Genomic DNA, 26516 nt, shown 5'->3' on the forward strand with positions numbered 1-26516 from the left:
CCCGCATGAGCGACTCACTGGAACTCAGCCTGGACGGCGTGGAACGCCGCTCGCTGGCTGACTTCACCGAACAGGCCTACCTCAACTACTCCATGTACGTGATCATGGACCGCGCCCTGCCGCACATCGGCGATGGCCTGAAGCCGGTGCAGCGACGCATCGTCTACGCCATGAGCGAGTTGGGGCTCGATGCCGATGCCAAGCACAAGAAGTCGGCGCGTACCGTCGGTGACGTGCTCGGCAAGTTCCACCCCCATGGCGACTCGGCCTGCTACGAGGCCATGGTGCTGATGGCGCAGCCGTTCAGCTACCGCTATACCCTGGTCGACGGCCAGGGCAACTGGGGTGCGCCGGACGATCCGAAGTCGTTCGCCGCCATGCGTTATACCGAAGCGCGTCTTTCGCGCTACGCCGAAGTGCTGCTCAGCGAAGTCGGCCAGGGCACCGTGGACTGGGTGCCCAACTTCGACGGCACCCTGCAGGAGCCGGCCGTGCTGCCGGCGCGCCTGCCCAACATCCTGCTCAACGGCACCACTGGTATCGCCGTGGGCATGGCCACCGACGTGCCGCCGCACAACCTGCGTGAAGTGGCCACGGCCTGCGTGCGCCTGCTCGACGAGCCCAAGGCCACCATCGAGCAGCTGTGCGAGCACATCCAGGGGCCGGACTACCCGACCGAGGCCGAGATCGTCACGCCGCGGGCAGAAATCCTCAAGATGTACGAAAGCGGCCGCGGCTCCATCCGCATGCGCGCCGTGTACCGCGTCGAGGATGGCGACATCGTCGTCACCGCGCTGCCGCACCAGGTCTCCGGGGCCAAGGTGCTGGAGCAGATCGCCGCGCAGATGCAGGCCAAGAAGCTGCCGATGGTCGCCGACCTGCGTGACGAGTCGGACCACGAGAACCCGTGCCGCATCGTCATCATTCCGCGCTCCAACCGCGTGGATGCCGATGAACTGATGCAGCACCTGTTCGCCACCACCGACCTGGAAAGCAGCTACCGGGTCAACGTCAACATCATCGGCCTGGACGGCCGGCCACAGCTGAAGAACCTGCGAGCGCTGCTGCTGGAGTGGCTGGAGTTCCGTACCACTACCGTCCGTCGCCGCCTGCAGCACCGCCTGGACAAGGTGGAGAAGCGCCTGCACCTGTTGGAAGGTTTGCTGACCGCGTTCCTCAACCTGGATGAAGTTATCCACATCATCCGTACCGAGGACCAGCCCAAGCAAGCCCTGATCGCCCGTTTCGACCTGACCGAAATCCAGGCCGACTACATCCTCGAGACCCGCCTGCGGCAGCTGGCGCGCCTGGAAGAGATGAAGATCCGTGGCGAGCAGGATGAATTGCTGAAAGAGCAGGCCAAACTGCTCGCCCTGCTGGGCAGCGATGCCAAGCTGCGCAAACTGGTACGCAGCGAGCTGATCAAGGATGCCGAAACCTATGGCGACGACCGCCGCTCGCCGATCGTCGAGCGTGCCGAGGCCAAGGCGCTGTCGGAAAACGAACTGATGCCGACCGAGCCGGTCACCGTGGTGCTGTCGGAGAAGGGCTGGGTGCGCTGCGCCAAGGGCCACGACATCGATGCTACCGGCCTGTCGTACAAGGCCGGCGATGGCTTCAAGGCCGCCGCCGCCGGGCGCTCCAACCAGTTCGCCGTGCTCATCGACTCCACTGGCCGCAGCTACTCGCTGGCCGCTCACAGCCTGCCGTCGGCGCGTGGTCAGGGCGAACCGCTGACCGGTCGCCTGACGCCACCACCGGGGGCCACCTTCGAGTGCGTGCTGTTGCCGGACGACGATGCGCTGTACGTGGTGGCTTCGGACGCCGGCTATGGCTTCGTGGTCAAGGGTGAAGACCTGCAGGCCAAGAACAAGGCCGGCAAGGGCTTGCTCAGCCTGCCCAACGGTGCCAAGGTCATGACCCCGCGCCCGGTGGCGAACCGCGAGCAGGACTGGCTGGCGGCGGTGACTACCGAAGGCCGTCTGCTGGTGTTCAAGGTCAGCGACCTGCCTCAGCTGGGCAAAGGCAAGGGCAACAAGATCATCGGGGTGCCGGGCGACCGGGTAGCCAGCCGTGAAGAATTTGTTACCGATCTGGCTGTGATTGCCGATGGCGCGACACTTGTATTGCAAGCCGGCAAGCGTACCCTATCTCTGAAAGCGGACGACCTGGAGCATTACAAGGGTGAGCGCGGACGGCGCGGCAGCAAGCTGCCACGCGGGTTCCAGCGGGTCGATGGGTTGCAGGTGGAAGTGCCGGCGTAACCGGTTGAAATGTCTGGAACGGCAATTTCAGCGTCGTTCCGGGCAGAAATGCTGGAGTCGGACGGTTATTTCGCGGATGATATGGCCCTTGCGGTGCCGGCGTGGCCGTGTGCCCGTTTGAATCTATGTGTATCACTGCGGTTGGCCTTTTGGCGACCGCCTGGATGGGATGATGAAATTTCTGCGCCTTCCATTTGCGCTGTTGATGACTGGCCTGCTGGGCCTTGGCGGGTGCACCATGCACCAGCCGGTTGCCCTGTACCAGCTCGACAGTGGTGATCCTGGCCAGCCTTCGCAGAGTGCGGGCATGGCCGTGGTGCTCGGCCCGGTATCGGTTGCCGATTACCTGCAACGTGAAACCTTCCTGCAACGTCAGGCCGATGGCAGTCTGAGTTCGGCGACCGACGGTCGTTGGGCCGGTAGCCTTTCGTCGGATATCGACCAGCTGCTGGTGCGCCAGCTCGCCTGGCGCCTGGACAGCCAGCGCGTGGTGCTGGCCCCGGCGGCGACCGGTTTCAACCCGGATGTACAAGTACTGCTGTCGATCACTCGCCTGGACTCGGGCAAGGACCAGCCGGCCGTCCTGGATGCCCAGTGGCGCTTGTTGGACCGCCGTGGCCATGTGCGTGACAACCGCATCGTTCACCTCGAACAGCCACACGCGGGCAGCGAGGCGTCGCAGGTACAGGCCCAGGGCCAGTTGCTGCAGAAGCTGGCCGAACAGCTGAGCACTGCGGTCAAGCCGCTGGCCAACCAGCCGGCGATTGCCGAAGAGACGCCAAAAAAGCCGGCTGCTCCGGTGCAGGTGAAAAAGACGCCGGAGAAATCCAAGATCCCGATGGCTGCGCCGATTCGTACCGATATGGAAGTCTACCGGTTCTGATCCAACTGCCAGATACGAAAAAGCCCGCAACGATGCGGGCTTTTTCGTATCTGCTGTAAACCATACCCCACTGATTTTGCCGGGGCCTGTGGGAGCAGGCATGCCCTAATGTCGGCCAGTTAAGCAAATTGGGGCCGCTTTGCGGCCCTTCGCGGGCATGCCCGCGAACACCGGCTAGCCGGTGCCATACACCGCGGCGCTTGATTCATGGGCACGCCCGCTCCCACAGGGGCTGTATCAGACCCGGCGTTCGTGCATCCGCGCCAACTGCCGCTCCAGCATCGACGGGTAGGGCTCCATCAGGCGCTCCACGCAGCAGGCGCCCTCGGGGCTGGCAATCGGGCGAATGCGGGCGCGCTGGCGAATCAGCGTGTCATCGCTGATCTGCCGCTCCACCAGCAACAGGTTGCGGCTGTGCTGCGACAGCGCCAGGGCGTCCTGGGCCTTCTCGGCCATCAGCAGGTCTACCAGCTCCAGCCCTTGCAGGTCGTTGCCCAGGGCCAGGCCCAGTTGCAGCTGCAGGGTAATGCCGCTGTCCGCAACTTCGATCTGCAGGGCATGGCCCAGGGCGCGCAACAGCTCGCCGCAGCAGATGGCATTGGTCAGGTAGTCCTCGCCGCAGTCGCGGCTGTGGAACAGCACCAGGGTGCTGCCGTCGTTGAGCGTGTGGGTTTCGCCGTCGTAGAGCGAGGCGGCGTGCTCCAGGCAATCGCGGTAGCGCTCGGTCAGCTCGGTCAGGCGCGTGCGCGGCAGGCGACGCAGCTGCTCCTGCGAACCCAGTTGCACGGCGAGCACGGCGCTGTACTGCGGCTCGTCGGATTCGACCACAGCGGCCTTGGGCGCGCTTTCGTCGTCCAGCAGGCCGGCGAAGGCTTCATCGTCATCCTCGTCCGCCTGGGCGGCAAGCTTGGTGCGCGGCGCAGCCTTGGCTGCCGGGGCGGCGTCGTGCAGGTCGTCGAACTGCTCGTCGTCTTCTTCTTCGGGCTCCGGCTCAGGTGGCGGCGGCGGGGCCAGGCGCGCGTGCAGCTGGCGGGCGATGTCGCCGATCTCGTCCTGGCGGTCGGTGGCCGGGGTATAGGGTTGCGGGTCGCGCAGCCACACCCGCAGCTGCAGCAGCGGCAGGGTGATGAAGCGGCCCTGGCGCAGGCTCAGGGTCAGTGCCAGCACCAGCAGGATGGCGGCAAGGATGCCCATGCTCTGCAGGCTGATCAGCATCGGCTGCTGGAACTGGCTCATGTCCAGGCTGATGCGCAGTTGCCCGGCGGTCACGTCCTGGAAGGTGATCTTGGTCTGGTACAGGCCTTCGGCCTCGCCCAGCAGGCTGTTGCGCGGGCGCTGGCCGGCCTCGGCGAGGATACGGTTGTCCACGCTGTAGATTGCCGCATGGGCCACCAGCGGGTTTTTCACCAGGTTGCCGAGCAGCACGTTGAGGCTGAGGATGTCGTTGGCCACCAGCAGCTCGGTCGCCGAGGTGGCGGTCTGGGTGGTCAGGCTCTGGCCCAGGGCATCGGCCTGCTCGTGCATGGCCTGCTTGAACTGCAGGCCCATCACGCAGGCGTAGATCACCAACGCCAGCGCCACCAGGAAAATGTTGGTGCAGGCGATGCGCAGTGCCAGCGGCACGCGACGTTGACTCAGGGCGCGATAGATCATCAGGAAGAAGTTGTCTGCTTTGACGGGCGTGGGCCGGTTCACTGAGCTCGGCTCTTAATGGCATGAAAGTGTGGGGCAGTATAGCGAGCCGGGTTTTGTCGGCAAAGTATCGTTGGCGCCCGACGGTCACGGAAAATCGGTAGAATGCGCATTTTTCATCGAAGTCGGAGCCAGGTTGTGCGCGAAATCGTCCTGATCAACATCACCGGTGAGGACCGTCCCGGTCTCACTGCGGCTATCACCGGCGTCCTGCTGCAGGGCGGTGTGAGCATCCTCGACATTGGCCTGGCAGTCATGCACGGTACCTTGTCGTTCGGCATCCTGGTCGATATCCCGGACAACGAAGTGGCCACCTCCCTGCTGCAGAGCGTGCAGGCCAAGGCCCACGAACTGAACCTGCAGGCCCGCTACACGCCGATTTCCGAGGCGGACTACCAGCACTGGGCCGATGGCCACGGCGAGGCGCGCCACATCGTCACCTTGCTCAGCCGCAAGATCACCCCCGAGCAGCTGCAGCGGGTGAGTGCGGTGATCAGCCAGTACGGCCTGACCATCGAGCGCATCGAGCGCCTGTCGGCCCGTGTGGCGCTGGATGCCGAGACCGACAAGGGCAAGGCGGCCATCGAGATTTCCGTACGCGGCGTGCCGAGCGATGCCCAGGCCCTGCGTGCCGACTTCTTCGCCTTGGCTGAAGAGCTGAGCATCGACATCGCCTTCCAGAAGGACGACCTGTTCCGCCGCAACCGCCGCCTGGCGGTGTTCGACATGGACTCGACGCTGATCGAAGCCGAAGTCATCGACGAACTGGCCAAGGCCGCTGGCGTGGGTGAGCAGGTAGCCGCGATCACCGAGCGCGCGATGCGTGGCGAGCTGGACTTCCGCGCCAGCTTCAAGGAGCGCATGGCGCTGCTCAAGGGCCTGGATGTGGGCGTGCTGGACGAGATCGGTGCGTCGCTGCGCCTGACCGAGGGTGCCGAGAATCTATTCGCAGAGCTCAAGCGCCTGGGTTACAAGACGGCGATCCTGTCCGGTGGCTTCACTTACTTTGCCCGCCAGGTGCAGGCGCGCCTGGGCATCGACTATGTGTTCGCCAACGAGCTGGAAGTGGTTGATGGCAAGGTTACCGGCGTGGCTGTGGAACCGATCGTCGATGCCCAGCGCAAGGCCGAGCTGCTGCAGAAGCTGGCTAGCGAAGAAGGCTTGCAGCTGGAGCAGACCATTGCCGTGGGTGACGGTGCCAACGACCTGCCGATGCTGTCGCTGGCCGGCCTGGGCGTGGCGTTCCGCGCCAAGCCGCTGGTGCGCCAGTCGGCCAAGCAGGCGATTTCTACCCTGGGGCTGGATGGGGTGTTGTATCTGCTGGGCCTGCGGGACCGCGACGCGCGCGGCTGATCTGCAAATTTGGGGCTGCTTCGCAGCCCTTTCGCGACACAAGGCCGCTCCTACAGGGATCGCATATCTCCTGTAGGAGCGGCCTTGTGTCGCGAAAGGGCCGCAAAGCGGCCCCAGGTTCCATCAGGCAATCAAGCCTGCACAGGCACCGCCAACTGCTGGCCCATGCGCACCGCGGAACCAGCACCCAGGTTCTCCGCCCACTTCACCTGCTCCGGCCCGAACAGCACGATAGCAGTCGACCCCAGCTTGAAGCGGCCCAGTTCGGCACCTTTCTCCAGGTGGATCGGCGCGCGGCTGGCTTCGTCGTAGCGGAAGGTCTTCAGTTCACGCTTGGGTGGCGTCACCAGCCCGGCCCACACGGTTTCGATCGAAGCGACGATCATCGCGCCAACCAGCACCACGGCCATCGGCCCGCGCTCGGTATCGAACAAGCAGACCACGCGCTCGTTGCGGGCGAACAGCTCGGGGACGTTCTCTGCGGTGGTCTGGTTGACCGAGAACAGGCGGCCCGGCACGTAGACCATTTCACGCAGGGTACCGGCCAGCGGCATGTGCACGCGGTGGTAATCCTTGGGCGACAGGTAGATGGTGGCGAACTCGCCGCCCATGAACGGCGCGGCCATGGCCGGGTCACCGCCCAGCAGCTCCTGCGCGCTGAAACCGTGGCCCTTGGCCTGGAAAATGCGGCCGTGCTCGATCGGGCCAAGCTGGCTGACGGCACCGTCGGCCGGGCACAGGATGGCGCCCGGGGTCTCGTCCAGCGGGCGGGCACCCGGCTTCAGGGCGCGGGTGAAGAATGCATTGAAGTGCTCGTAGGCGCTCAGGTCCTCGACCAGCGCTTCGCTCATGTTGACCTGGTAACGCTTGGCGAACCAGGCGGTGAAGGCGTTCTTGAACCAGCGCACGCGGCACTCGGCGATGCAGCCGGCCAGCCGCGACAGCAGGTGGTGCGGCAGCAGGTACTGGCTGATGATGAACAAACGGGATTTCATGCAGGTTCCTTAGACTTCTACAGGCGTGTCCGGGTGGTTGCCCCATTCGCTCCACGAGCCGGCGTAGGCCTTGACGCGCGGGTAGCCGAGGGCCTTGGCCACCAGGTAGGTGAAACCGGAGCGGCGGTGGGTCTGGCAGTGGGTGATCACTTCCTTGTCGGGGGTGATGCCCAGGTTCTGCAGGACTTCGGCGATGTCCTGGCGAATGCGCAGGTGGTCGTTGAGGTCCATGCCGGCGGTCCACTCGAAGTTGATCGCGCCGGGGATGTGGCCGCCCTTGGCTGCCAGCACTTTCTCGCCGCTGAATTCCTGCGGGCCACGGGCGTCCCAGATGACCAGGTCGTCGGCGCCCAGGCGGCTTTGCAGGTACTCGCGGGTGGCGGTGGGCGAACTGTCGATGCGCAGGCGCACCGGCGTGTTGCCGCTGGCGGGCACTTCTGTGAAGAGCTTGTCGGCAGGCCAGGCCTGGATGCCGCCATTGAGGTAGTGGTAACGCTTGTGGCCGATCACGTCGAGCAGCCAGATGAAGCGCCCGGCCCAGCCGCCGCCCTCATCGTCATACACCACATACACGGCATCGTCGCGGTGGCCGAGTTCGCTGAACAGTTTTTCCAGCTCGCCCAGGGCCGGCAGCAGGCCGGGCGCTGGGGGCTGGCCAAGCTGGGTACGCTTGCCTTCGACAAAGCGTGCGCCGGGGATATGCCCGCTGACATAGCGGTTGGCGCTGCTCAGGTCGACCAGGATCAGCTGTGGCGAATCCAGGCGCGGCAGCAGGTCCGCGGCTTCGATCACCAGGGGCAGGCCGGAAAAGTCAGTCATCCACGGTCTCCAGTGTGGAAAGAGGGGCGATTGTAGCGCAAGGCTCAGGCCTTGCGGTTGGCAAACACCGACAGCGCCCGTTCGGTGCACTGTGCGGTCTTGCCGAAGGCTTGCACGCTGATGTCGGCCAGCGGCCGGCAGCCCTGGTCAGCCACCATCAGCATCAGCACCTGGTCCGCCACCGCCAGCGAGCGCAGCAGCACGTGTTCGCTGCGGAACAAGGCACGCAGCGGGGCCGGCAGCAGGGCCGAGAACTGGCTGTGGTTTTCCGGGGTGATACGCAATTGCCCGGCCTTGGCCAGCAGCTTTTGCAGCAGTTTGTTCTGCGCCACCGGCAGTACCAGCGCCCCGGCTTCCTTGGGCAGGCCGGCCATCTGTTGCACGCGCAGCTGGTCGTTGGCCTTGTCCAGGCTCAGCAGCAGGATCCGCTGCATGCCAGAGGCCAGAAGGGCCTCGATAACCTGCGTGGCCAGGTGCACGCTGTTGGTGAACGGGCTGGGCTGGGCCAGAAGGTCCTGGCACAGCTTGCGCCAGCGCGCCAGTTCGTCGCTGGTGGGCGGTGGCGGAGCCAGCATGTCTGGGTGCGGGCGGCGCTGGTGCCAGGGCCAGATCAGCGCTTCGGCCGGGTGGAACAGGGCATGCTGGGCATGGCGGCGGGCGCTGGCCGCAGCCTGCTGGTGCACCTGCTGCTGCACGTCTTCCAGCGAGGTCTGCAGGTACAGTGCGGTCAACAGTTGCCAGCGCAGCAGGTGCGGGTTGTCCCAGCCCACCTGTGCCGCCAGGGCCAGGTTGTTGGCCAGCAGCACGGTGTTGGCCGGCTGGTTGAACCAGCGGCGCAGGCCAGGCTCGGCGTCCAGGCGGTGTTGCTGGCTGAGCAGGTCCGGGTCGCGGGCGATACTGAGCACCTGGGCCAGTTGCTCGCGTTCTTCCAGCAACAGGCGGTAACCCTGGGTCACCCATTGTGGCAGGCGCCAGTACTCCGCCATGGTCTGGCAAAGCTCCATGATGCGCACGCCAAACAGTTCTTCCTCGACATGGGCGGCGTCTTCGCCCTTGTGGATAACCCGCAGCTCCCAGGTATCGAGCAGCTTGGGGTAGGCCAGCGCCAGCGGCCAGAGTGGCGACAGGAACAACAGGCTGCCCCAGTGGATTTCCTGCCACAGCCGTGCCAGGCGGCTGGCGAACAGGCCGCTGGCTTGCTGCGAGGCGTGCTGGCTGATCAGCTGGAACTGGCACAGTACCGGTGGGATTTCTTCGACGGGCACAGCTGGCAGGCGTTTGAGCAGCTGTTCGCTGCGCTCCAGGCCCAGGCGGTTGAGGGCGACTTCCAGGCTTTCGGCGGGCTCTGCCAGGCTGGCATTGGTGGGGTGATTGGCTTCGCGCATCACCGAAAGCACCAGTGCCGGGCTATCCTGCATCAGTTCGGCGATATCGCGCAGCGAGCGGCGGCTATCGTGGATGGCGGCCATGACCCGGTCGTAGCTGTGCTTCGGCACGGGGATGCGAACACTCTCGAGCAGCTTTACCCAGGCCTCTAGCGTACGTGGAGCCTGAGCGGGCACCTTGGTTTCAATTGGCATTTTGACATCAGTCCGAACTGGCTTTTCGCATTGAGTGGCTATAGTCTGGCGCAGTTCTGCCGATAAGTAGAAGAAGAGTTTTAAAGCTCCCGTCTCTTCCCCTGACCACGACAGCAAGTGCTTTGAACCTATGGCTAAAATTATCGGCATCATCGTCGTATTCGCGAGCGTGCTCGGCGGATACGTGCTTTCCCACGGCAAGATCGCGGCGCTGATCCAGCCGTTCGAAGTACTGATCATCGGCGGTGCGGCCTTTGGTGCATTCCTGCAGGCCAACCCTGGCCACATGACCATGCACGTCATCAAGAAGTCGATGAAGATGTTCGGCTCGCGCTTCACTCATGCCTTCTACCTGGAAGTGCTGGGCCTGGTGTACGAGATCCTCAACAAGAGCCGGCGCGAAGGCATGATGGCCATCGAGGCCGACATCGAGGATGCCGCCGCCAGCCCGATCTTCGCCAAGTACCCGACGGTGCTGGCCGATGAGCGCATGACCGCGTTCGTCTGCGACTACCTGCGCATCATGTCCACCGGCAATATGGCCCCGCACGAGCTCGAGGGCCTGTTCGACATGGAACTGCTGAGCATGAAGGAAGAACTGGAGCACCCGTCCCATGCGGTGACCGGCATCGCCGACGGCATGCCCGGCTTCGGTATCGTTGCGGCGGTACTGGGTATCGTGGTGACCATGGCCTCGCTCGGCGACGGTGACCAGGCCTCCATCGGCCTCCATGTGGGTGCGGCACTGGTGGGTACCTTCTTCGGTATTCTGGCGGCCTACGGCTTCTTCGGCCCATTGGCCAAGTGCCTGGAGCACGATGCCAAGGAAGAGCTGAACCTCTACGAATCGATCAAGGCTTCGCTGGTGGCCTCGGCCTCGGGCATGCCGCCTTCGCTGGCGGTCGAGTTCGGGCGCAAGGTGCTGTACCCCAAGCACCGCCCAAGCTTCGCCGAACTGGAACAAGCGGTTCGCGGTCGCTGAGTCATGGAGAACAATCAGCCCATCATCGTCAAGCGCGTCAAGCGCTTTGGCGGCGGCCACCACGGCGGCGCCTGGAAAATCGCCTTCGCCGACTTCGCCACGGCGATGATGGCGTTCTTCCTGGTGCTGTGGCTGTTGTCCACGGCCACACCAGAACAGAAGATCGCCATTGCCGGCTACTTCAAGGACCCGATCGGCTTCTCGGAAAGCGGAACGCCCTACGTCATCGACCTGGGCGGCTCGCCTCAGCTGGCGCCGGAAAAGACCATCAACCCCGAAGCCAAGTCGGAGCCGACGCCTGATACCAGCATCCAGCTGGACAAGGACCAGGTGGAGACCATGGCCGAGCAGGTCGAGCGTGAGCGCCTGGAGTTGCTGCTGCAGGAACTGCAGAACAAGGTGGAAGAGAACCCGCAGCTGCAGAAGTTCAAGGACCAGATCCTGTTCGAGATCACCCAGGACGGTCTGCGCATCCAGATCATGGACGCCGAGAACCGGCCGATGTTCGACATTGGCAGCGCGCGCCTGCAGCCGTACTTCGAGGACATCCTGCTGGCCATGGCCGACACCATCAAGGCGGTGCCGAACAAGATCAGTATCAGTGGCCACACCGACGCCAAGCCTTATGCCGGCAGTGGCGAGTTCGGCAACTGGGAACTGTCGGCCAACCGCGCCAACGCCGCGCGCCGTGCACTCGTGGCCGGCGGCTACCCGGATGACCAGGTGGCGCGGGTGGTGGGTTATGCCTCGTCGTCGCTGTTCGATCGCAAGGACCCGTTCAACCCGGTCAACCGCCGCATCGACATCATCGTGCTGACCAAAAAGGCCCAGCGCAATATCGAAGGCGAACAGGGCGCGCCGGAAGCACCGGCTGCCGAGCCTGCGCCGCCCGCCGCTGCGGCACCGGCGGCGCCAGGGGAGGCCGGGCAGGCCCCCATGCAGCCGCGTGAACTGCGCCAGAAGCTGAACATCTTCGAAGAGGGGACGCTGAAGATGGATGAGGCCAAGGACCAGTAAACCGTTTTTCGTCCGGCGCGGTCCCTTGTGGGAGCGGCCTTGTGTCGCGAAAGGGCCGCAACGCGGCCCCGGCAATATTTGTATTAATGCTGATATCTGGGGCCGCTGCGCGCCCCTTTCGCGACGCAAGGCCGCTCCCACAGGATCGCGCCGTAGCTGAAACCGGCGCAGAACCTGAGGGGGGCAAGCGGTCAGTAAGCGTCTTCCGGCAAACTGGCAATGATCGAGCGGTAGCTGTTCATCCGTTGCTGCTTGATACGCCCCTCGTCCAGCGCCTTGAGCAGCGCGCAGCCCGGTTCGCGATCATGCTTGCAGTCGCGGAAGCGGCAGGTGCCGAACAGGTCGCGGAACTCGATGAAACCATCCTCCACATCACTGCGGCTGACGTGACCCAGGCCGAACTCGCGGATGCCCGGCGAGTCGATCAGGTCGCCACCGTTGGGGAAGTGGTACAACCGCGCGGTGGTGGTGGTGTGGGTGCCCTGGCCAGACCACTCCGACAGGTCGCCGACACGGGTGCCGGCGTCCGGCAGCAAGCTGTTGACCAACGACGACTTGCCCACCCCCGACTGGCCGACGAACACGCTGATGTGGCCGTCGAGCATCTGTTGCAGGCGTTGCATGCCGTCACCGTGGTGGGCCGAGACCTCCAGCAGCGGGTAGCCCAGCTCGCGGTAAACCTCCAGCAGCGCATGCAGGCCCGGGCCGTTCTCGTCGTTGATCAGGTCGGCCTTGTTCAGCAGCAGCAGCGGGCGGATGCCGGCGTGCTCCGCCGCCACCAGATAACGGTCGATGAGGTTGGGGTGCGGTTCGGGCGCGGGGGCGAAGACGATCACGATCAGGTCGACGTTGGCCGCCACCGGCTTCAGCTGGCCGTGGTTGTTCGGCCGGCACAGCTCGGTACTGCGCGGCATCTGCGCGACGATCACGCCAATGCCCTGGTTGCCCGAGCGCCATACCACGCGGTCGCCGGTAACCAGCGCCGGCAGGTTGGCGCGCAAGTGGCAGCGGAACTCCTGGCCTGCGGCTTCGCCGTCCTGGGCTTCCACTTCTACCTGCACACCGAAGTGCGCAATCACCAGGCCCAGCTGCTCCGGCCCCAGGTCGCCACCCTCCAGTTCCTGCAGCACGTGCTGTTCGCGTTTGGCCGCACGCGCGGCGCGCTCGTTCTGGATTTTTTCGATGCGCCAGTTCTGGCGGCGATTGAGCTGGCGTTTGGCCATGAAGATTCCGTGCGTGGGGGCAGGTTGAAAACGGCAGGTAGTTTAGCACGCCAGGCGCCGGACCATTTGGCTTACCTTCGCGCCGTGAATGGGCGTGCCTTGGCCACTACGCTACTATGACGGCCAATACGAGGAGCCCCCGCATGCAAAACCCACAGAACCTGATCTGGATCGACCTGGAAATGACCGGCCTGGATCCGGACAGCGACGTCATCATCGAGATGGCCACCATCGTCACCGACAGCGAACTGAACACCCTGGCCGAAGGGCCGGTGATCGCCATCCACCACAGTGACGAAGTGCTGGCGCGCATGGACGAGTGGAACACCCGCACCCATGGCGCTTCGGGCCTGACCCAGCGCGTACGCGAGAGCAAGGTCGACATGGCCGCAGCCGAGGCGCAGACCATTGCCTTCCTCGAGCAGTGGGTACCGAAAGGCAAGTCGCCGATCTGCGGCAACAGCATCTGCCAGGACCGCCGCTTCCTCTACCGGCACATGCGCAACCTGGAAAACTACTTCCACTACCGCAACCTGGATGTCTCGACCCTGAAGGAGCTGGCTGCACGCTGGGCGCCTGATGTGCGTGACAGCTTCAAGAAGGGCAACACCCACCTGGCGCTGGACGACATCCGCGAATCGATCGCCGAACTGCGCCACTATCGCGAGCACTTCATCAAGGTGTGAGCCGAAAAGGCGCAGATATTGTATCTGCGCCCTCTTTTGGTGCCATGGGCAACTGGTTAGACTGCGCGCCTTTCCCGCACGCCCGCACGGACCCCGCACCATGTTGTTGATGCTCTACCTCATCGCCATCACCGCCGAAGCCATGACCGGCGCGTTGTCTGCCGGCCGTCGCGGCATGGACTGGTTCGGCGTGGTGCTGATTGCCTGCGTCACCGCCCTGGGTGGCGGCTCGGTGCGTGATGTGCTGCTCGGGCATTACCCGCTGACCTGGGTGAAGCACCCGGAGTACCTGGTGCTGACCAGTTGTGCGGCGCTGCTGACCATTTTCATCGCGCCGATGATGCGCCGCCTGCGCTCGCTGTTCCTGGTGCTCGACGCCCTGGGGCTGGTGGCCTTTACCCTGATCGGCTGCATGACCGCACTGGAGATGGGGCAGGGCATGCTGGTGGCGTCGATCAGCGGGGTGATCACCGGGGTATTTGGCGGGATCTTGCGGGATATCTTCTGCAACGACATTCCCCTGGTGTTCCGCCGCGAGCTGTACGCCAGCGTGTCGTTTGCCGCGGCTTGGTTCTACCTGGGCTGCGTGTATTTCAAGGTGCCGGCGGAGCAGGCGATGTTGCTGACCTTGTTTGGCGGGTTCCTGGTGCGGTTGCTGGCGATTCGGTTCCATTGGGAAATGCCCAAGTTCCACTACAACGACCAGCAGTAACGCAGTTCCGGCACAACATGGCCCTTGTGGGAGATTGCCCAGCCCTTGGGGCTGCGCTGTCGCACAGGGAACAATATTCGAGAGTGTGTCACCTTCCTTGTGGGAGCGGGCGTGCCCGCGAAGCGGCCAACGCGGTGTATGGCACCGGCTCCGCCGGTGTTCGCGGGCACGCCCGCTCCTACAAGGATTGCGCAGGCTCTGGGGCTACCGCTATTGAACGCCGTGCTGCGCCAGCGCCCACTCCACATGCTCCCTCACCAGCTCCGAGGCATCCTCGCGCCGCGCCTTCAGCGCTTCGATCACCGGGATCGTCGATGGCGCATTGCCAAGCCCCACCGCCAGGTTGCGCAACCAGCGCTCATACCCGGCCCGGCGCAATGGCCCGCCTTCGGTCTTGCGCAGGAAGGTCCTTTCATCCCACAGGAACATCTCCGCCAGCTCGGCATTCTCCAGCCCGTGCCGTGGCTGGAAGTCCTGTTCCTGGCTATGCCTGGTAAAGCGGTTCCATGGGCAGACGATCTGGCAGTCATCGCAACCGAACACCCGGTTGCCCATCTTCGAGCGCAACTCGACGGGGATCGGCCCCCGCAATTCGATGGTCAGGTAGGAGATGCAGCGCCGTGCATCCAGCACATACGGCCCGACGAAGGCCTGGGTCGGGCAGATGTCCAGGCAGGCCTGGCAGCGCCCGCAGTGTTCGCTGGTGGTGGCTTCGTCCACCGGCAGCGGCAGGTCGACGAACAGCTCGGCGAGGAAGAAGTAGCTGCCCGCCTTGCGGTTGAGCAGCAGAGTGTTCTTGCCGATCCAGCCCAGCCCGGCCTGCTCGGCCAGGGCCTTTTCCAGCACCGGAGCGCTGTCGACGAAGGCGCGGTAGCCGAACGGGCCGATGGCTTCCTGAATGCGATCGGCCAGGAACTGCACGCGCTTGCGCACCAGCTTGTGGTAATCCCGGCCCAGGGCGTAGCGCGATACGTAGGCTTTTTCCGGCTGCGCCAGGCGCTGCGCCATCTGCGTGTCGCCGGGCAGGTAGTCCATGCGCAGCGATACCACGCGTACCGTGCCGGGGATCAGTTGCTCCGGGTGCGCGCGTTTGCTGCCGTGGGCGCCCAGGTAATCCATCTCGCCCTGGTAGCCGGCGTCGAGCCAGCGCTGCAGGTGGTGTTCGTGTTCGCCAAGGTCGACCCCGGCGATGCCGACATGGGCAAAACCGAGTTCTTGGCCCCAAATCTTGATCGATTGGGCCAGTTGGGCGAGGTCAGGCGTACAGGCGGACATGGATGGGCAAGGCAATACGGGCTCAGGTGCGTATAATTCTGCCAGACATTGGAGCCTTTGACCCCATGCCGCAGACCAAACACCCCAGCCATACCCCTCAATTGCTCAGCAGCGTGACTGTCGCGCACCTGCCGGCACGGCATGCGCACGCCCATAAAGGCGACTTCGGCCATGTACTGGTGGTCGGTGGCGACCTCGGTACCGGCGGCGCCGCGCTGCTCAGTGCCGAGGCCGCCCTGCGCTGTGGCGCGGGGCTGGTCAGCGTGGCGACCCGGCCTGAACACGTGACTGCCAGCCTGGCGCGCCTGCCCGAGGTCATGTGCCTGGGCGCCACTTCGGCCAACCAGTTGATGGGCGTGCTGGAGCGCGCTTCGGTGCTGGTGGTCGGCCCAGGCCTGGGCCAGGCAGCCTGGGGCCGCAGCCTGCTGTCGGCGGTGGCCAATGCCGAGCGCCCGCAGGTGTGGGACGCCGATGCCCTGAATTTGCTGGCGCGCACCCCGCTGGCCCTGCCCAGTGGCAGTATCCTTACCCCGCACCCCGGGGAGGCGGCGCGGCTGCTGGGCATTTCCACCGAGGCTGTGCAGGCGGACCGCGCGGGCGCCGCACGCAAGCTGGCGCGCCGTTACAACAGCGTCTGCGTGCTCAAGGGGGCTGGCACTCTGGTGGCCGACCCGGCCGGGCAGCTGCTGCTGTGCGAACGTGGCCACCCGGCCATGGCCGGTGCCGGCCTGGGCGATGTGCTGACCGGTGTATTGGCGGCGCTGCTGGCCCAGGGCCTGGATGCCTGGCATGCCGCGGGGCTGGGGGTATGGCTGCACGCCTGTGCCGGCGAGCGTCTGGGCGTTAAAGGTAGAGGCCTGGCTGCCAGCGATCTGGCGCCGGTCATTCGTGAGTTGTTGGAGGAGCATTCTGCGTGTCTGGCTTAAACCTGTTTCTGGCCGATGAAGCGGCCACGGTCGAATTCGGCGCACAACTGGCCGGGGTGACCGGCGGTCACGGCGTGATTTTTCTGGAAGGTGACCTGGGCGCGGGCAAAACCACGCTGTCGCGTGGCCTGATTCGTGGCCTGGGCCATACTGGTGCAGTGAAAAGCCCGACCTTCACCGTGGTCGAACCTTACGAGATCGGTGAGGTGCGGGCGTTCCATTTCGACCTGTATCGCCTGGTCGATCCGGAAGAGCTGGAGTTCATGGGCATTCGTGACTATTTCGAGGGCGACCCGCTGTGCCTGTTCGAGTGGCCACAAAAGGGTGCGGGCGTTTTGCCAAAGCCCGACCTGACCATTACCATAAGCCCCCAAGCGGGCGGACGCTCGCTGATCCTTTCGCCGCAGGGGGCTCGCGGCGAGGCCTGGTGCGTTGCACTGGCCGAACACTATAAACAGTAAGTGGGGTAGGTATGCGCATACGCGCACTGGTCGCCATCGTTGGGCTGCTGCTGACAACGGTGACCGTTGACGCTCTGGCCGTCACTCAAGTCAAGAGCATGCGCCTGTGGCGCGCGCCGGACAACACGCGGCTGGTCTTCGACCTGTCTGGCCCCGTGCAGCACAGCGTCTTCACCCTGAGCGCACCTGATCGCCTGGTTATCGACATCAATGGCGCGACCTTGGCCGCGCCACTGAATGTGGCTACCTCCAATACGCCGATCAGCAGCGTGCGTTCGGCTCAGCGCACCCCGACCGACCTGCGCGTGGTGGTCGACCTGAAAAAGTCGGTCACCCCAAAAAGCTTCACCCTGGCGCCCAATGCCCAGTACGGCAACCGCCTGGTAGTCGACCTGTACGACCAGGAAGCCGACGCCATCGCGGCCAGCGCGCCGGCTCCGGCCCCGACTCCGGCACCAACGCCTGCAACCACGCCAGCAGTACCGGTGACCCCGGCCCAGCCTGCCATCAAGCTGCCGCCGGTTCCCAACGGCAAGCGTGACATCGTGGTTGCCATCGACGCCGGTCACGGCGGCGAAGACCCGGGTGCGTCCGGCTCGCGTGGCCAGCATGAAAAAGACATCGTGCTGCAGATCGCCAAGGAACTGCAGCGCCAGATCAACAGCGAAAAAGGCTTCCGGGCCGAGCTGACCCGTACCGGCGACTACTTCATCCCACTGCGCAAGCGCACGGAAATCGCCCGCAAGAAGGGCGCCGACCTGTTCATCTCGATCCACGCCGACGCTGCGCCGTCCCGCGCCGCCTTTGGCGCCTCGGTGTTTGCCCTGTCCGACCGCGGCGCTACCTCCGAGACCGCGCGCTGGCTGGCCGACACGGAAAACCGTTCCGACCTGATCGGTGGTGCCGGTAACGTCAGCCTCGACGACAAGGACCGCATGCTGGCCGGCGTGCTGCTCGACCTGTCGATGACCGCCACGCTCAGCTCCAGCCTCAATGTCGGGCAGAAGGTGCTGGGCAACATGGGCCGCATTACCTCGCTGCACAAGCAGCGGGTGGAACAGGCCGGCTTCATGGTGCTGAAGTCGCCGGATATTCCGTCGATCCTCGTTGAAACCGGGTTCATCTCGAACAACAACGAAGCCGCCAAACTGGCCACCGCCAGCCATCAGCAGGCCCTGGCCCGTTCGATCCACACCGGTGTGCGCCAGTACTTCCAGCAGAACCCGCCGCCTGGCACCTACATCGCCTGGCTGCGCGACACCGGCAAGATCGCCGCTGGCCCGCGTGAGCACACGGTACGCCCTGGCGAGACCCTGGCGATGCTTGCCGTGCGCTACCAGGTCAGCGTGACCAGCCTGCGCAGCACCAACAGCCTCAAGACCGATGAACTGAAGGTCGGCCAGCGCCTCGATATCCCCGCTACCACGTTGGCCTCGCAATGAGTGGCGGTTCGCGCATCCAGCTGCTCAGCCCGCGGCTGGCCAACCAGATTGCCGCGGGTGAGGTTGTCGAGCGGCCGGCCTCTGTCGCCAAGGAGTTGCTTGAGAACAGCCTGGACTCCGGCGCCCGGCGTATCGACGTGGAAGTGGAGCAGGGCGGCGTCAAGCTGCTGCGGGTGCGTGACGATGGCAGCGGCATTTCCGCCGACGACCTGCCGCTGGCCCTGGCCCGTCACGCCACCAGCAAGATCCGCGAGCTGGAAGACCTGGAAGGGGTATTGAGCCTGGGCTTCCGTGGTGAGGCCCTGGCCTCGATCAGCTCGGTGGCGCGCCTGACCCTGACCTCGCGTACCGCCAGCGCTACCGAGGCCTGGCAGGTGGAAACCGAAGGCCGCGACATGACCCCGCGGGTGCAACCGGCGGCGCACCCGGTGGGTACTTCGGTGGAAGTGCGCGACCTGTTCTTCAATACCCCGGCCCGGCGCAAGTTCCTCAAGGCCGAGAAAACCGAATTTGATCACCTGCAGGAAGTGATACGGCGCCTGGCGCTGGCGCGCTTCGATGTCGGCTTCCACCTGCGCCACAACGGCAAGAGCATCCTCAGCCTGCACGAGGCCCACGATGAAACCGCCCGTGCGCGGCGGGTGGGCGCCATCTGCGGCCCGGGCTTCATGGAGCAGGCGCTGCCGATCGACGTGGAGCGCAATGGCCTGCGCCTGTGGGGCTGGGTCGGCCTGCCAACTTTCTCGCGCAGCCAGGCAGACCTGCAGTATTTCTTCGTCAACGGCCGTGCGGTGCGCGACAAGCTGGTCGCCCACGCCGTGCGCCAGGCCTACCGCGACGTGCTGTTCAATGGTCGGCACCCGACCTTCGTGCTGTTCCTGGAGCTGGAGCCCAACGGCGTCGACGTCAACGTGCACCCGACCAAGCACGAAGTGCGTTTCCGCGAGGGGCGCTCGGTGCACGACTTCCTGTATGGCACCCTGCATCGCGCCCTGGCCGATGTACGCCCGGAAGACCAGTTGGCGGCGCCTGCTGCCGTGCCCGAAGTGCTCCGCCCCACGGGCCAGCAGGCCGGTGAGTTCGGCCCCCAGGGCGAAATGCGCCTGGCCTCGCCGGTGCTCGAGCAGCCGCGAGCCCCGCAGCAGTCGTTTTCCAGTGGCGGCAGTGGCGCGGGTTACCAGTACCAGTACACCCCGCGCCCCTCGCAGCCGCTGCCAGCCGCCGAGGCACAGGCGGTGTATCGCGAGTTTTACAAGCCGCTGGATGAAGGCGCGGCGCCAACGGCGTTGCCCGAAAGCCAAGGTGACATTCCCCCGCTGGGCTACGCGCTGGCGCAGCTCAAGGGCATCTATATCCTGGCCGAAAACGCCATCGGCCTGGTGCTGGTAGACATGCATGCGGCCCATGAACGCATCATGTACGAGCGCCTGAAGGTAGCCATGGCCAGCGAAGGCCTCAGCGGCCAGCCGCTGCTGGTGCCCGAGACCCTTGCCTTGAGCCAGCGCGAAGCAGACTGCGCCGAAGAGCACGCGCAGTGGTTCCAGCGGCTGGGCTTCGAACTGCAGCGGCTGGGCCCCGAGACCCTGGCCATTCGCCAGATCCCGGCTTTGCTCAAGCAGGCCGAGGCCAACCGACTGGTGCAGGATGTACTCGCCGACCTGATGGAATACGGCACCAGCGACCGTATCCAGGCGCACCTCAACGAGCTGCTCGGCACCATGGCCTGCCACGGCGCCGTGCGCGCCAACCGGCGCCTGGCGATCCCCGAGATGAACGCGCTGCTGCGTGACATGGAAAACACCGAGCGCAGCGGCCAGTGCAACCATGGTCGCCCCACCTGGACCCAAATGGGCCTGGACGACCTGGACAAACTCTTCCTGCGCGGTCGATGAAATGAGCGGCAAGCCCCCTGCAATATTCCTGATGGGCCCGACGGCGGCCGGCAAGACCGACCTGGCCATCGAGTTGACCAAAGTACTGCCGTGCGAGCTGATCAGCGTCGATTCGGCGCTGGTCTACCGCGGCATGGACATCGGTTCGGCCAAGCCGTCGAAAGAAATCCTCGCCGCTCACCCGCACCGGCTGATCGACATTCGCGACCCGGCCGAGAGCTATTCGGCTGCGCAGTTCCGTGCCGATGCCCTGGAGGCCATGGCCGAGATCACCGCGCGCGGCAAGATCCCGCTGCTGGTGGGCGGCACCATGCTCTATTACAAGGCGTTGATCGATGGCCTGGCCGACATGCCGGCGGCCGATGCCGCGGTGCGTGCCGAGCTGGAAGCCCAGGCCGAAGCGCTGGGCCTGGCCGAGTTGCACCGCCAGTTGGCCGAGGTTGACCCTGAGTCGGCGGCGCGTATCCACCCCAACGACCCGCAGCGGTTGATCCGGGCGTTGGAGGTGTACCGGGTGAGCGGCGAGAGCATGACGGCACATCGACAGCGTCAATTCGCGGAAAGTCGCGGCGCAGACGCAGGCGCTGGCGGACATTTGCCCTATACTGTCGCGAGTTTGGCGATTGCTCCTACAGATCGTCACATTTTGCATCAGCGAATTGCGTTACGATTTTCACAGATGCTGGAACAGGGCTTCGTCGACGAGGTCCGATCGCTGCGAGCCAGAAGTGACTTGCACGCCGGGCTGCCGTCTATACGGGCAGTGGGGTATCGGCAGGTCTGGGATTACCTGGACGGCAAGCTGACTGAGAATGAGATGCGTGAACGCGGTATCATTGCCACCAGGCAGCTGGCCAAGCGGCAGTTCACCTGGTTGCGTGGCTGGCCCGAAGTACACTGGCTTGACAGCCTGGCCTGCGACAATCTGTCCCGCACCTTGAAATACCTTGGGGCCATCTCCATATTGAGCTGAGTCCCTGCTGATTGCCGTCTATTCTTGCGAAGGGGCGGCCTAATTTATCGATTTTCTTGATTTTCTATTATTTATCCTTACAGGAGTGCGGCATATGTCAAAAGGGCATTCGCTACAAGACCCTTACTTGAACACCTTGAGAAAAGAAAAGGTCCCGGTATCCATCTACCTGGTCAACGGCATCAAACTGCAGGGTTCGATCGAGTCCTTCGACCAGTTCGTGGTACTGCTGAAGAACACCGTCAGCCAGATGGTCTACAAGCACGCCATCTCGACCGTGGTTCCTGCCCGTCCGGTTCGTCTGCCAAGCCCGTCCGATTCCGAACACGGCGACAGCGAGCCAGGCAACGCCTGATAGGAGCCTGCATTGTTCTTTGAGCGCCACGGTGGTGGTGAGCGGGCGTTGCTCGTTCACTTGGAAGGTCAGAACCCTGAGGCGCGCGAAGACCCGCAGGAGTTCCAGGAGCTGGCATTGTCGGCCGGTGCCGACATCGTCTCGCTGGTCACGGTGGCAAGGCATCAGCCTTCCGCCAAATACCTGATTGGCAGTGGCAAGGTCGAAGAGTTGCACGACCTGGTCCATGCCGAACAGGTAGACCTGGTGATTTTCAATCACACCCTCACGCCCAGTCAGGAGCGCAACCTCGAACGTGTGTTCGAGTGTCGTGTGCTCGACCGTACCGGGCTGATCCTCGATATCTTCGCCCAACGGGCGCGTACCCATGAAGGCAAGCTGCAGGTCGAACTGGCCCAGCTCGAGCACATGAGCACGCGGCTGGTGCGCGGCTGGACCCACCTTGAGCGACAGAAGGGTGGTATCGGCCTGCGTGGCCCGGGTGAAACCCAGCTGGAAACCGACCGCCGCCTGTTGCGGGTGCGCATTCGCCAGATCAAGTCACGCCTGGAGAAGGTGCGCAGCCAGCGCGAGCAGGCGCGGCGCGGGCGCAAGCGTGCGGACATCCCGTCGGTATCGCTGGTGGGTTATACCAACGCCGGCAAGTCCACGCTGTTCAACGCCCTGACCGAATCCGAGGTGTATGCCGCGGACCAGCTGTTCGCCACCCTCGACCCGACCCTGCGCCGGCTCGAGCTGAACGACCTGGGGCCGATCGTGCTGGCCGATACCGTGGGCTTCATTCGCCACCTGCCGCACAAGCTGGTCGAGGCATTTCGGGCTACGCTCGAAGAGTCGAGCAACTCCGACTTGTTGCTGCATGTGATCGACGCCCATGAGCCTGAGCGCATGGAGCAGATCGAGCAGGTATTGGCGGTGTTGGGCGAGATTGGTGCCGAAGGGTTGCCGATCCTCGAGGTGTATAACAAACTCGACCTGCTCGAAGATGTCGAGCCGCAGATCCAGCGCAATGCCGGTGGCAAGCCGGAACGGGTCTGGGTATCGGCACGCGATGGGCGTGGCCTGGAGCTGGTCGGCCAGGCGATTGCCGAGTTGCTGGGGGATGATCTGTTTGTCGGTACCCTGTGTCTGGAGCAGCGTTTTGCCCGCTTGCGCGCGCAATTCTTTGCCCTGGGTGCCGTGCAGAGTGAAGAGCATGATGAAGAAGGGCGCAGCCTGCTGAGCGTGCGACTGCCCATGGTCGAACTGAATCGCCTGGTCAGCCGCGAAGGCATGGAGCCGCAAGTGTTTGTCGAGCAACACACTTTGCAATAAATGCTCGTCGAGGTCGCCGGGCAGCAGTGACAGGCATTCTGTAGCATTGGACGGCGCGCCGTGGGCGCGTCTTTGCTTTATCAGATGGAGAGCGCTATGGCTTGGAACGAGCCGGGTGGCAACTCGAACAATCAGGATCCCTGGGGCGGTCGCCGGAATGGCGGTGGCGGCGGTGGTGACAAGAAAGGTCCACCGGACCTGGACGAGGCCTTCCGCAAATTGCAGGACAGCCTGAACGGCATGTTCGGCAGTGGCAAGAAACGTGGCGGCGGTGACCGCAATGTCGGCAAGGGCGGTGGCCTGGGCCTGCTGGGCATCGGCCTGGCTGTGCTGGCTGCTATCTGGCTGTACAGCGCCGTGTACGTGGTCGACGAGCAGGAGCAGGCCGTGGTGCTGCGCTTCGGCAAGTACTATGAGACGGTCGGTCCCGGCCTGAACATCTACTTCCCGCCGATCGATCGCAAGTACATGGAGAACGTCACGCGCGAGCGTGCCTACACCAAGCAGGGCCAGATGCTGACCGAAGACGAGAACATCGTCGAGGTACCGCTGACCGTCCAGTACAAGATCAGCAACCTGCAGGACTTCGTGCTCAACGTCGACCAGCCTGAGGTCAGCCTGCAGCACGCGACCGACAGTGCCCTGCGCCACGTGGTGGGTTCCACCTCGATGGACCAGGTGCTGACCGAAGGCCGCGAGCAGATGGCCGTGGATATCCGCGAGCGCCTGCAGCGCTTCCTCGACACCTACCGCACCGGTATCAGCGTTACCCAGGTCAACGTGCAGAGCGCGGCAGCCCCGCGTGAAGTGCAGGAAGCCTTCGACGATGTGATCCGTGCCCGCGAAGACGAGCAGCGTGCCCGCAACCAGGCCGAGTCCTACGCCAATGGCGTGGTGCCGGAAGCCCGTGGTCAGGCCCAGCGCATCATCGAGGACGCCAACGGTTACCGCGACGAAGTCATCGCCCGCGCCAAGGGTGAGGCCGACCGCTTCACCAAGCTGGTCGCCGAATACCGCAAGGCACCTGACGTGACCCGTCAGCGTCTGTACCTGGAGACCATGCAAGAGGTCTACAGCAATTCGAGCAAGGTCATGGTGGCGACCAAGGACGGGCAGAACAACCTGCTCTACCTGCCGCTGGACAAGATGGTCGAAGGCAGCCGCAACCCGTCCGCGCCGACCGCCAGTGTGTCGCCATCGGTCAACGATGCGGCCGCGCGTGCGGCGCAGGACCTGCAACAGCAACAGCAGCCGCTGCGCACTAGGGAGAGCCGCTGATGAGCAACAGATCGCTGATCGCCCTGATCGCCGCCGTGGTCCTGGCCATCGTGGCCTGGAACAGCTTCTACATCGTGTCCCAGACCGAACGTGCGGTACTGCTGCGCTTCGGTAAGGTGGTCCAGGCGGATGTCCAGCCGGGCATGCACGTGAAGATTCCGTACGTGAACCAGGTGCGCAAGTTCGACGCCCGCCTGATGACCCTCGACGCCCCGACCCAGCGGTTCCTGACCCTGGAGAAGAAAGCGGTGATGGTCGACGCCTACGCCAAGTGGCGCGTCAAGGACGCCGAACGCTTCTACACCGCCACATCCGGCATGAAGCAGATCGCCGACGAGCGTCTGTCGCGTCGTCTGGAAAGCGGCCTGCGTGACCAGTTCGGTAAACGTACCCTGCACGAAGTGGTTTCCGGTGAACGTGACGCGCTGATGGCTGACATCACTGCTTCGCTGAACCGCATGGCCGCCAAGGAGCTGGGTATCGAGGTGGTCGACGTGCGCGTCAAGGCCATCGACCTGCCGAAGGAAGTCAACCGCAGCGTGTTCGACCGCATGAGCACCGAGCGTGAGCGTGAAGCCCGCGAGCACCGCGCCAAGGGTAACGAGCTGGCTGAAGGTATCCGTGCCGATGCCGACCGTCAGCGCCGCGTATTGCTGGCTGAGGCCTATCGCGAAGCAGAGGAAACCCGCGGTGACGGCGACGCCCAGGCGGCCGCCATCTACGCCAAGGCCTACACCCAGGACGCTGATTTCTATGCGTTCTACCGTAGCCTGCAGGCGTACCGCGAGAGCTTCTCGAGCAAGAGCGACGTGCTGGTCCTGGACCCGAAGAACGAGTTCTTCCGCTTCCTGGACAAGAGCAGGCCGTGATGCTCAGGCCCTGATTTTCATGCAGCGGCGCCCCGCCTGGCAGCTAAAACACCAGGCGGGGTGCATCCTGAATGAAAAGGGGTGTATGATGAGGCAGCCGGGAAATTTCCCGGCTTTTTTGCGTCTGCAAGGTTGATTGGCAAACCGCCAGTTGACGGTTTGGTCAGGTCGCAAGGCAATTCGAGGGTGTCGGGTACGGTGGCTGCGCTGGGATCAGTGCTGCCCGCTGCTGTGCGCGATACCGGCTTTACTGACGGCTAGCCTGCTGGCAAGCCGCCCGGACCAGAGGGGAAATGGCGTAATGGCAACGGTAGACCGCTGGCTGCTGCCAGATGGCATCGAGGAAGTACTGCCACCTGAGGCTGCGCGTATCGAGATCGCGCGCCGCCAGGTGTTGGACCTGTTCCAGAGTTGGGGCTACGAACTGGTCGTCACCCCGCATATCGAGTACCTGGAGTCGCTGCTCACCGGCGCCGGCCAGGACCTGGATCAGCGCACCTTCAAGGTAGTGGACCCGCAGTCCGGCCGCCTGATGGGCTTCCGCGCCGACTTCACCCCGCAGGTGGCGCGTATCGACGCCCACACCCTGCGCCGTGAAGGCCCGAGCCGCCTGTGCTATGCCGGCAGCGTGCTGCACGCCCAGCCGCGTGCCTTGTCCACCTCGCGCAGCCCGATCCAGCTGGGTGCCGAGCTGTACGGCGACGCCAGCCCCACCAGCGATGTCGAAGTCATCAGCCTGATGCTCGCCACGCTGCAGCTGACCGATGTGCCGGATGTGCACATGGACCTCGGCCACGTCGGTATCTACCGCGGCCTGGCCCGTGCTGCCGGCCTGTCCGGTGCGGTCGAGCAGCAGCTGTTCGACGCCCTGCAGCGCAAGGCCGTGGACGAAGTTCAGGTGCTGACCGCCGACCTGCCGAAGGACCTGGGCAACATGCTGCGCGCGCTGGTCGAGCTGTGCGGTGGCCGCGAAGTGCTGGCCGAAGCCCGCGTGCGCCTGGGCCGTGCCCCGGCCAGCGTGCTGGCGGCGCTGGACGACCTGCTGGCGATCGCCGATCGCCTGGCGTCGCGCTTCCCGGACCTGCCGCTGTACTTCGACCTCGGCGAGCTGCGCGGTTACCACTATCACACTGGCGTGGTGTTCGCCGTGTTCGTGCCGGGCGAAGGTCAATCGATCGCCCAGGGCGGGCGCTATGACGACATCGGCGCCGATTTCGGCCGGGCCCGCCCGGCCACCGGTTTCTCCACGGATTTGAAGACCCTGGTCACACTGGGGCGAGCGGAGGTCGTATTGCCAAATGGCGGCATCTGGATGCCGGACAGTGGCGACGCGGCCCTCTGGCAGCAAGTCTGCCAGTTGCGCAACGAGGGCCAGCGTGTGGTCCAGGCCCTGCCTGGCCAGCCGTTGAGTGCTGCTCTCGAGGCGGATTGTGATCGGCAATTGATTCAGCAAGACGGGCGCTGGCAGGTTCTGCCGCTGGCCCAGTGAGTTTCTGCGCCGGCAGTAGGCCGGCAACCAAGTTTG

General features: G+C 64.7%; 23 protein-coding genes. 17 read left to right on the forward strand and 6 right to left on the reverse strand.

Features of this window, described 5'->3' with window-relative positions; genetic code table 11:
• The first annotated feature begins 5 nt into the window (after positions 1 to 5).
• Positions 6 to 2264 carry a DNA topoisomerase IV subunit A gene (gene parC / locus CAG34_RS02985; protein WP_075046538.1) on the forward strand — a complete coding sequence of 753 codons (2259 nt, stop codon included), beginning with the start codon at positions 6 to 8 and terminating at the stop codon, positions 2262 to 2264.
• 172 nt (positions 2265 to 2436) lie between these two features.
• Positions 2437 to 3147, forward strand: coding sequence for a membrane integrity-associated transporter subunit PqiC (locus CAG34_RS02990; protein ID WP_085587899.1), 711 nt, complete (start codon positions 2437 to 2439; stop codon positions 3145 to 3147).
• A 237-nt stretch (positions 3148 to 3384) separates the two neighbouring features.
• Here CAG34_RS02990 and CAG34_RS02995 read toward each other — a convergent pair whose 3' ends face one another.
• Positions 3385 to 4842: an AhpA/YtjB family protein gene (locus CAG34_RS02995; protein WP_085587901.1), complete on the reverse strand. Its 1458-nt coding sequence runs from the start codon at positions 4840 to 4842 to the stop codon at positions 3385 to 3387.
• 135 nt (positions 4843 to 4977) lie between these two features.
• Here CAG34_RS02995 and serB point away from each other — a divergent pair, with 135 nt between their 5' ends.
• Positions 4978 to 6192, forward strand: coding sequence for a phosphoserine phosphatase SerB (gene serB / locus CAG34_RS03000; RefSeq protein WP_025340836.1), 1215 nt, complete (start codon positions 4978 to 4980; stop codon positions 6190 to 6192).
• Between the two features lie 131 nt (positions 6193 to 6323).
• Here serB and asd read toward each other — a convergent pair whose 3' ends face one another.
• The 3 genes from asd to CAG34_RS03015 are packed head-to-tail and all read right to left on the reverse strand — an operon-like array spanning position 6324 to position 9586.
• Positions 6324 to 7187 (reverse strand): archaetidylserine decarboxylase, encoded by an 864-nt coding sequence (gene asd, locus CAG34_RS29105; protein ID WP_085587903.1) that lies wholly within the window; start codon positions 7185 to 7187, stop codon positions 6324 to 6326.
• A gap of 9 nt (positions 7188 to 7196) precedes the next feature.
• A complete protein-coding gene (locus CAG34_RS29110) occupies positions 7197 to 8006 on the reverse strand; it encodes a rhodanese-like domain-containing protein (RefSeq protein WP_085587905.1) in 810 nt (269 codons plus the stop codon).
• Between the two features lie 44 nt (positions 8007 to 8050).
• Complete coding sequence (locus CAG34_RS03015; RefSeq protein ID WP_085587908.1) at positions 8051 to 9586, reverse strand: HDOD domain-containing protein; 1536 nt, start codon at positions 9584 to 9586, stop codon at positions 8051 to 8053.
• A gap of 130 nt (positions 9587 to 9716) precedes the next feature.
• On the opposite strand from CAG34_RS03015, the gene motA reads away from it, so the two are divergent.
• Positions 9717 to 10568 carry a flagellar motor stator protein MotA gene (gene motA / locus CAG34_RS03020; RefSeq protein ID WP_015272014.1) on the forward strand — a complete coding sequence of 284 codons (852 nt, stop codon included), beginning with the start codon at positions 9717 to 9719 and terminating at the stop codon, positions 10566 to 10568.
• A 3-nt stretch (positions 10569 to 10571) separates the two neighbouring features.
• Positions 10572 to 11585 carry a flagellar motor protein MotB gene (gene motB / locus CAG34_RS03025; RefSeq protein ID WP_085587910.1) on the forward strand — a complete coding sequence of 338 codons (1014 nt, stop codon included), beginning with the start codon at positions 10572 to 10574 and terminating at the stop codon, positions 11583 to 11585.
• A 191-nt stretch (positions 11586 to 11776) separates the two neighbouring features.
• On the opposite strand, the gene rsgA is transcribed toward motB, so the two are convergent.
• A complete protein-coding gene (gene rsgA / locus CAG34_RS03030) occupies positions 11777 to 12808 on the reverse strand; it encodes a small ribosomal subunit biogenesis GTPase RsgA (RefSeq protein WP_085587912.1) in 1032 nt (343 codons plus the stop codon).
• A gap of 143 nt (positions 12809 to 12951) precedes the next feature.
• Here rsgA and orn point away from each other — a divergent pair, with 143 nt between their 5' ends.
• Both orn and CAG34_RS03040 read left to right on the forward strand, forming a co-directional pair.
• The gene (gene orn, locus CAG34_RS03035; protein ID WP_025340831.1) at positions 12952 to 13494 is read left to right on the forward strand and encodes an oligoribonuclease; all 543 of its coding nucleotides are present in this window, start codon (positions 12952 to 12954) and stop codon (positions 13492 to 13494) included.
• A 100-nt stretch (positions 13495 to 13594) separates the two neighbouring features.
• Positions 13595 to 14206 (forward strand): trimeric intracellular cation channel family protein, encoded by a 612-nt coding sequence (locus CAG34_RS03040; RefSeq protein ID WP_013974442.1) that lies wholly within the window; start codon positions 13595 to 13597, stop codon positions 14204 to 14206.
• A 210-nt stretch (positions 14207 to 14416) separates the two neighbouring features.
• On the opposite strand, the gene queG is transcribed toward CAG34_RS03040, so the two are convergent.
• A complete protein-coding gene (gene queG, locus CAG34_RS03045) occupies positions 14417 to 15481 on the reverse strand; it encodes a tRNA epoxyqueuosine(34) reductase QueG (protein WP_085587914.1) in 1065 nt (354 codons plus the stop codon).
• Positions 15482 to 15546: 65 nt separating this feature from the next.
• Here queG and CAG34_RS03050 point away from each other — a divergent pair, with 65 nt between their 5' ends.
• From CAG34_RS03050 to CAG34_RS03095, 10 genes are all read left to right on the forward strand, one after another.
• On the forward strand, positions 15547 to 16407 hold the full coding sequence (locus CAG34_RS03050) for an NAD(P)H-hydrate dehydratase (RefSeq protein WP_085587916.1): 861 nt from the start codon (positions 15547 to 15549) through the stop codon (positions 16405 to 16407).
• On the forward strand, positions 16395 to 16868 hold the full coding sequence (gene tsaE / locus CAG34_RS03055) for a tRNA (adenosine(37)-N6)-threonylcarbamoyltransferase complex ATPase subunit type 1 TsaE (protein WP_025340827.1): 474 nt from the start codon (positions 16395 to 16397) through the stop codon (positions 16866 to 16868). The genes CAG34_RS03050 and tsaE overlap by 13 nt, the downstream gene beginning before the upstream one ends.
• Before the next feature lie 11 nt (positions 16869 to 16879).
• Complete coding sequence (locus tag CAG34_RS03060; RefSeq protein WP_075046528.1) at positions 16880 to 18310, forward strand: N-acetylmuramoyl-L-alanine amidase; 1431 nt, start codon at positions 16880 to 16882, stop codon at positions 18308 to 18310.
• A complete protein-coding gene (mutL, locus tag CAG34_RS03065; RefSeq protein WP_085587918.1) occupies positions 18307 to 20202 on the forward strand; it encodes a DNA mismatch repair endonuclease MutL in 1896 nt (631 codons plus the stop codon). The genes CAG34_RS03060 and mutL overlap by 4 nt, the downstream gene beginning before the upstream one ends.
• Before the next feature lies 1 nt (position 20203).
• Positions 20204 to 21175 carry a tRNA (adenosine(37)-N6)-dimethylallyltransferase MiaA gene (miaA, locus tag CAG34_RS03070; RefSeq protein ID WP_013974436.1) on the forward strand — a complete coding sequence of 324 codons (972 nt, stop codon included), beginning with the start codon at positions 20204 to 20206 and terminating at the stop codon, positions 21173 to 21175.
• Positions 21176 to 21269: 94 nt separating this feature from the next.
• On the forward strand, positions 21270 to 21530 hold the full coding sequence (gene hfq, locus CAG34_RS03075; RefSeq protein ID WP_003258160.1) for an RNA chaperone Hfq: 261 nt from the start codon (positions 21270 to 21272) through the stop codon (positions 21528 to 21530).
• A gap of 12 nt (positions 21531 to 21542) precedes the next feature.
• The gene (gene hflX, locus CAG34_RS03080) at positions 21543 to 22844 is read left to right on the forward strand and encodes a ribosome rescue GTPase HflX (RefSeq protein WP_085587920.1); all 1302 of its coding nucleotides are present in this window, start codon (positions 21543 to 21545) and stop codon (positions 22842 to 22844) included.
• Positions 22845 to 22940: 96 nt separating this feature from the next.
• Complete coding sequence (hflK, locus tag CAG34_RS03085) at positions 22941 to 24122, forward strand: FtsH protease activity modulator HflK (protein ID WP_025340824.1); 1182 nt, start codon at positions 22941 to 22943, stop codon at positions 24120 to 24122.
• Positions 24122 to 24991, forward strand: a complete 870-nt coding sequence (gene hflC, locus CAG34_RS03090) for a protease modulator HflC (RefSeq protein WP_013974432.1) — start codon at positions 24122 to 24124, stop codon at positions 24989 to 24991. Before hflK ends, hflC begins: the two co-directional genes overlap by 1 nt.
• A 301-nt stretch (positions 24992 to 25292) precedes the next feature.
• Entirely contained in the window at positions 25293 to 26480 is a 1188-nt protein-coding gene (locus tag CAG34_RS03095; protein ID WP_085587922.1) for an ATP phosphoribosyltransferase regulatory subunit, read from the forward strand.
• Positions 26481 to 26516 lie beyond the last annotated feature (36 nt).

The sequence above is a fragment of the Pseudomonas sp. B14(2017) genome, from assembly GCF_002113255.1.
Lineage (GTDB): Bacteria > Pseudomonadota > Gammaproteobacteria > Pseudomonadales > Pseudomonadaceae > Aquipseudomonas > Aquipseudomonas putida_Z.

What these genes read in the sequence shown, in the direction of transcription:
- parC (WP_075046538.1), top strand. Translation starts at nt 6, where the DNA reads ATGAGCGACTCACTGGAACTCAGCCTGGACGGCGTGGAACGCCGCTCG.
- CAG34_RS02990 (WP_085587899.1), top strand. Translation starts at nt 2,437, where the DNA reads ATGAAATTTCTGCGCCTTCCATTTGCGCTGTTGATGACTGGCCTGCTG.
- asd (WP_085587903.1), bottom strand. Translation starts at nt 7,187, where the DNA reads ATGAAATCCCGTTTGTTCATCATCAGCCAGTACCTGCTGCCGCACCAC.
- CAG34_RS29110 (WP_085587905.1), bottom strand. Translation starts at nt 8,006, where the DNA reads ATGACTGACTTTTCCGGCCTGCCCCTGGTGATCGAAGCCGCGGACCTG.
- CAG34_RS03015 (WP_085587908.1), bottom strand. Translation starts at nt 9,586, where the DNA reads ATGCCAATTGAAACCAAGGTGCCCGCTCAGGCTCCACGTACGCTAGAG.
- motA (WP_015272014.1), top strand. Translation starts at nt 9,717, where the DNA reads ATGGCTAAAATTATCGGCATCATCGTCGTATTCGCGAGCGTGCTCGGC.
- motB (WP_085587910.1), top strand. Translation starts at nt 10,572, where the DNA reads ATGGAGAACAATCAGCCCATCATCGTCAAGCGCGTCAAGCGCTTTGGC.
- rsgA (WP_085587912.1), bottom strand. Translation starts at nt 12,808, where the DNA reads ATGGCCAAACGCCAGCTCAATCGCCGCCAGAACTGGCGCATCGAAAAA.
- orn (WP_025340831.1), top strand. Translation starts at nt 12,952, where the DNA reads ATGCAAAACCCACAGAACCTGATCTGGATCGACCTGGAAATGACCGGC.
- CAG34_RS03040 (WP_013974442.1), top strand. Translation starts at nt 13,595, where the DNA reads ATGTTGTTGATGCTCTACCTCATCGCCATCACCGCCGAAGCCATGACC.
- queG (WP_085587914.1), bottom strand. Translation starts at nt 15,481, where the DNA reads ATGTCCGCCTGTACGCCTGACCTCGCCCAACTGGCCCAATCGATCAAG.
- CAG34_RS03050 (WP_085587916.1), top strand. Translation starts at nt 15,547, where the DNA reads ATGCCGCAGACCAAACACCCCAGCCATACCCCTCAATTGCTCAGCAGC.
- CAG34_RS03060 (WP_075046528.1), top strand. Translation starts at nt 16,880, where the DNA reads ATGCGCATACGCGCACTGGTCGCCATCGTTGGGCTGCTGCTGACAACG.
- mutL (WP_085587918.1), top strand. Translation starts at nt 18,307, where the DNA reads ATGAGTGGCGGTTCGCGCATCCAGCTGCTCAGCCCGCGGCTGGCCAAC.
- miaA (WP_013974436.1), top strand. Translation starts at nt 20,204, where the DNA reads ATGAGCGGCAAGCCCCCTGCAATATTCCTGATGGGCCCGACGGCGGCC.
- hfq (WP_003258160.1), top strand. Translation starts at nt 21,270, where the DNA reads ATGTCAAAAGGGCATTCGCTACAAGACCCTTACTTGAACACCTTGAGA.
- hflK (WP_025340824.1), top strand. Translation starts at nt 22,941, where the DNA reads ATGGCTTGGAACGAGCCGGGTGGCAACTCGAACAATCAGGATCCCTGG.
- hflC (WP_013974432.1), top strand. Translation starts at nt 24,122, where the DNA reads ATGAGCAACAGATCGCTGATCGCCCTGATCGCCGCCGTGGTCCTGGCC.
- CAG34_RS03095 (WP_085587922.1), top strand. Translation starts at nt 25,293, where the DNA reads ATGGCAACGGTAGACCGCTGGCTGCTGCCAGATGGCATCGAGGAAGTA.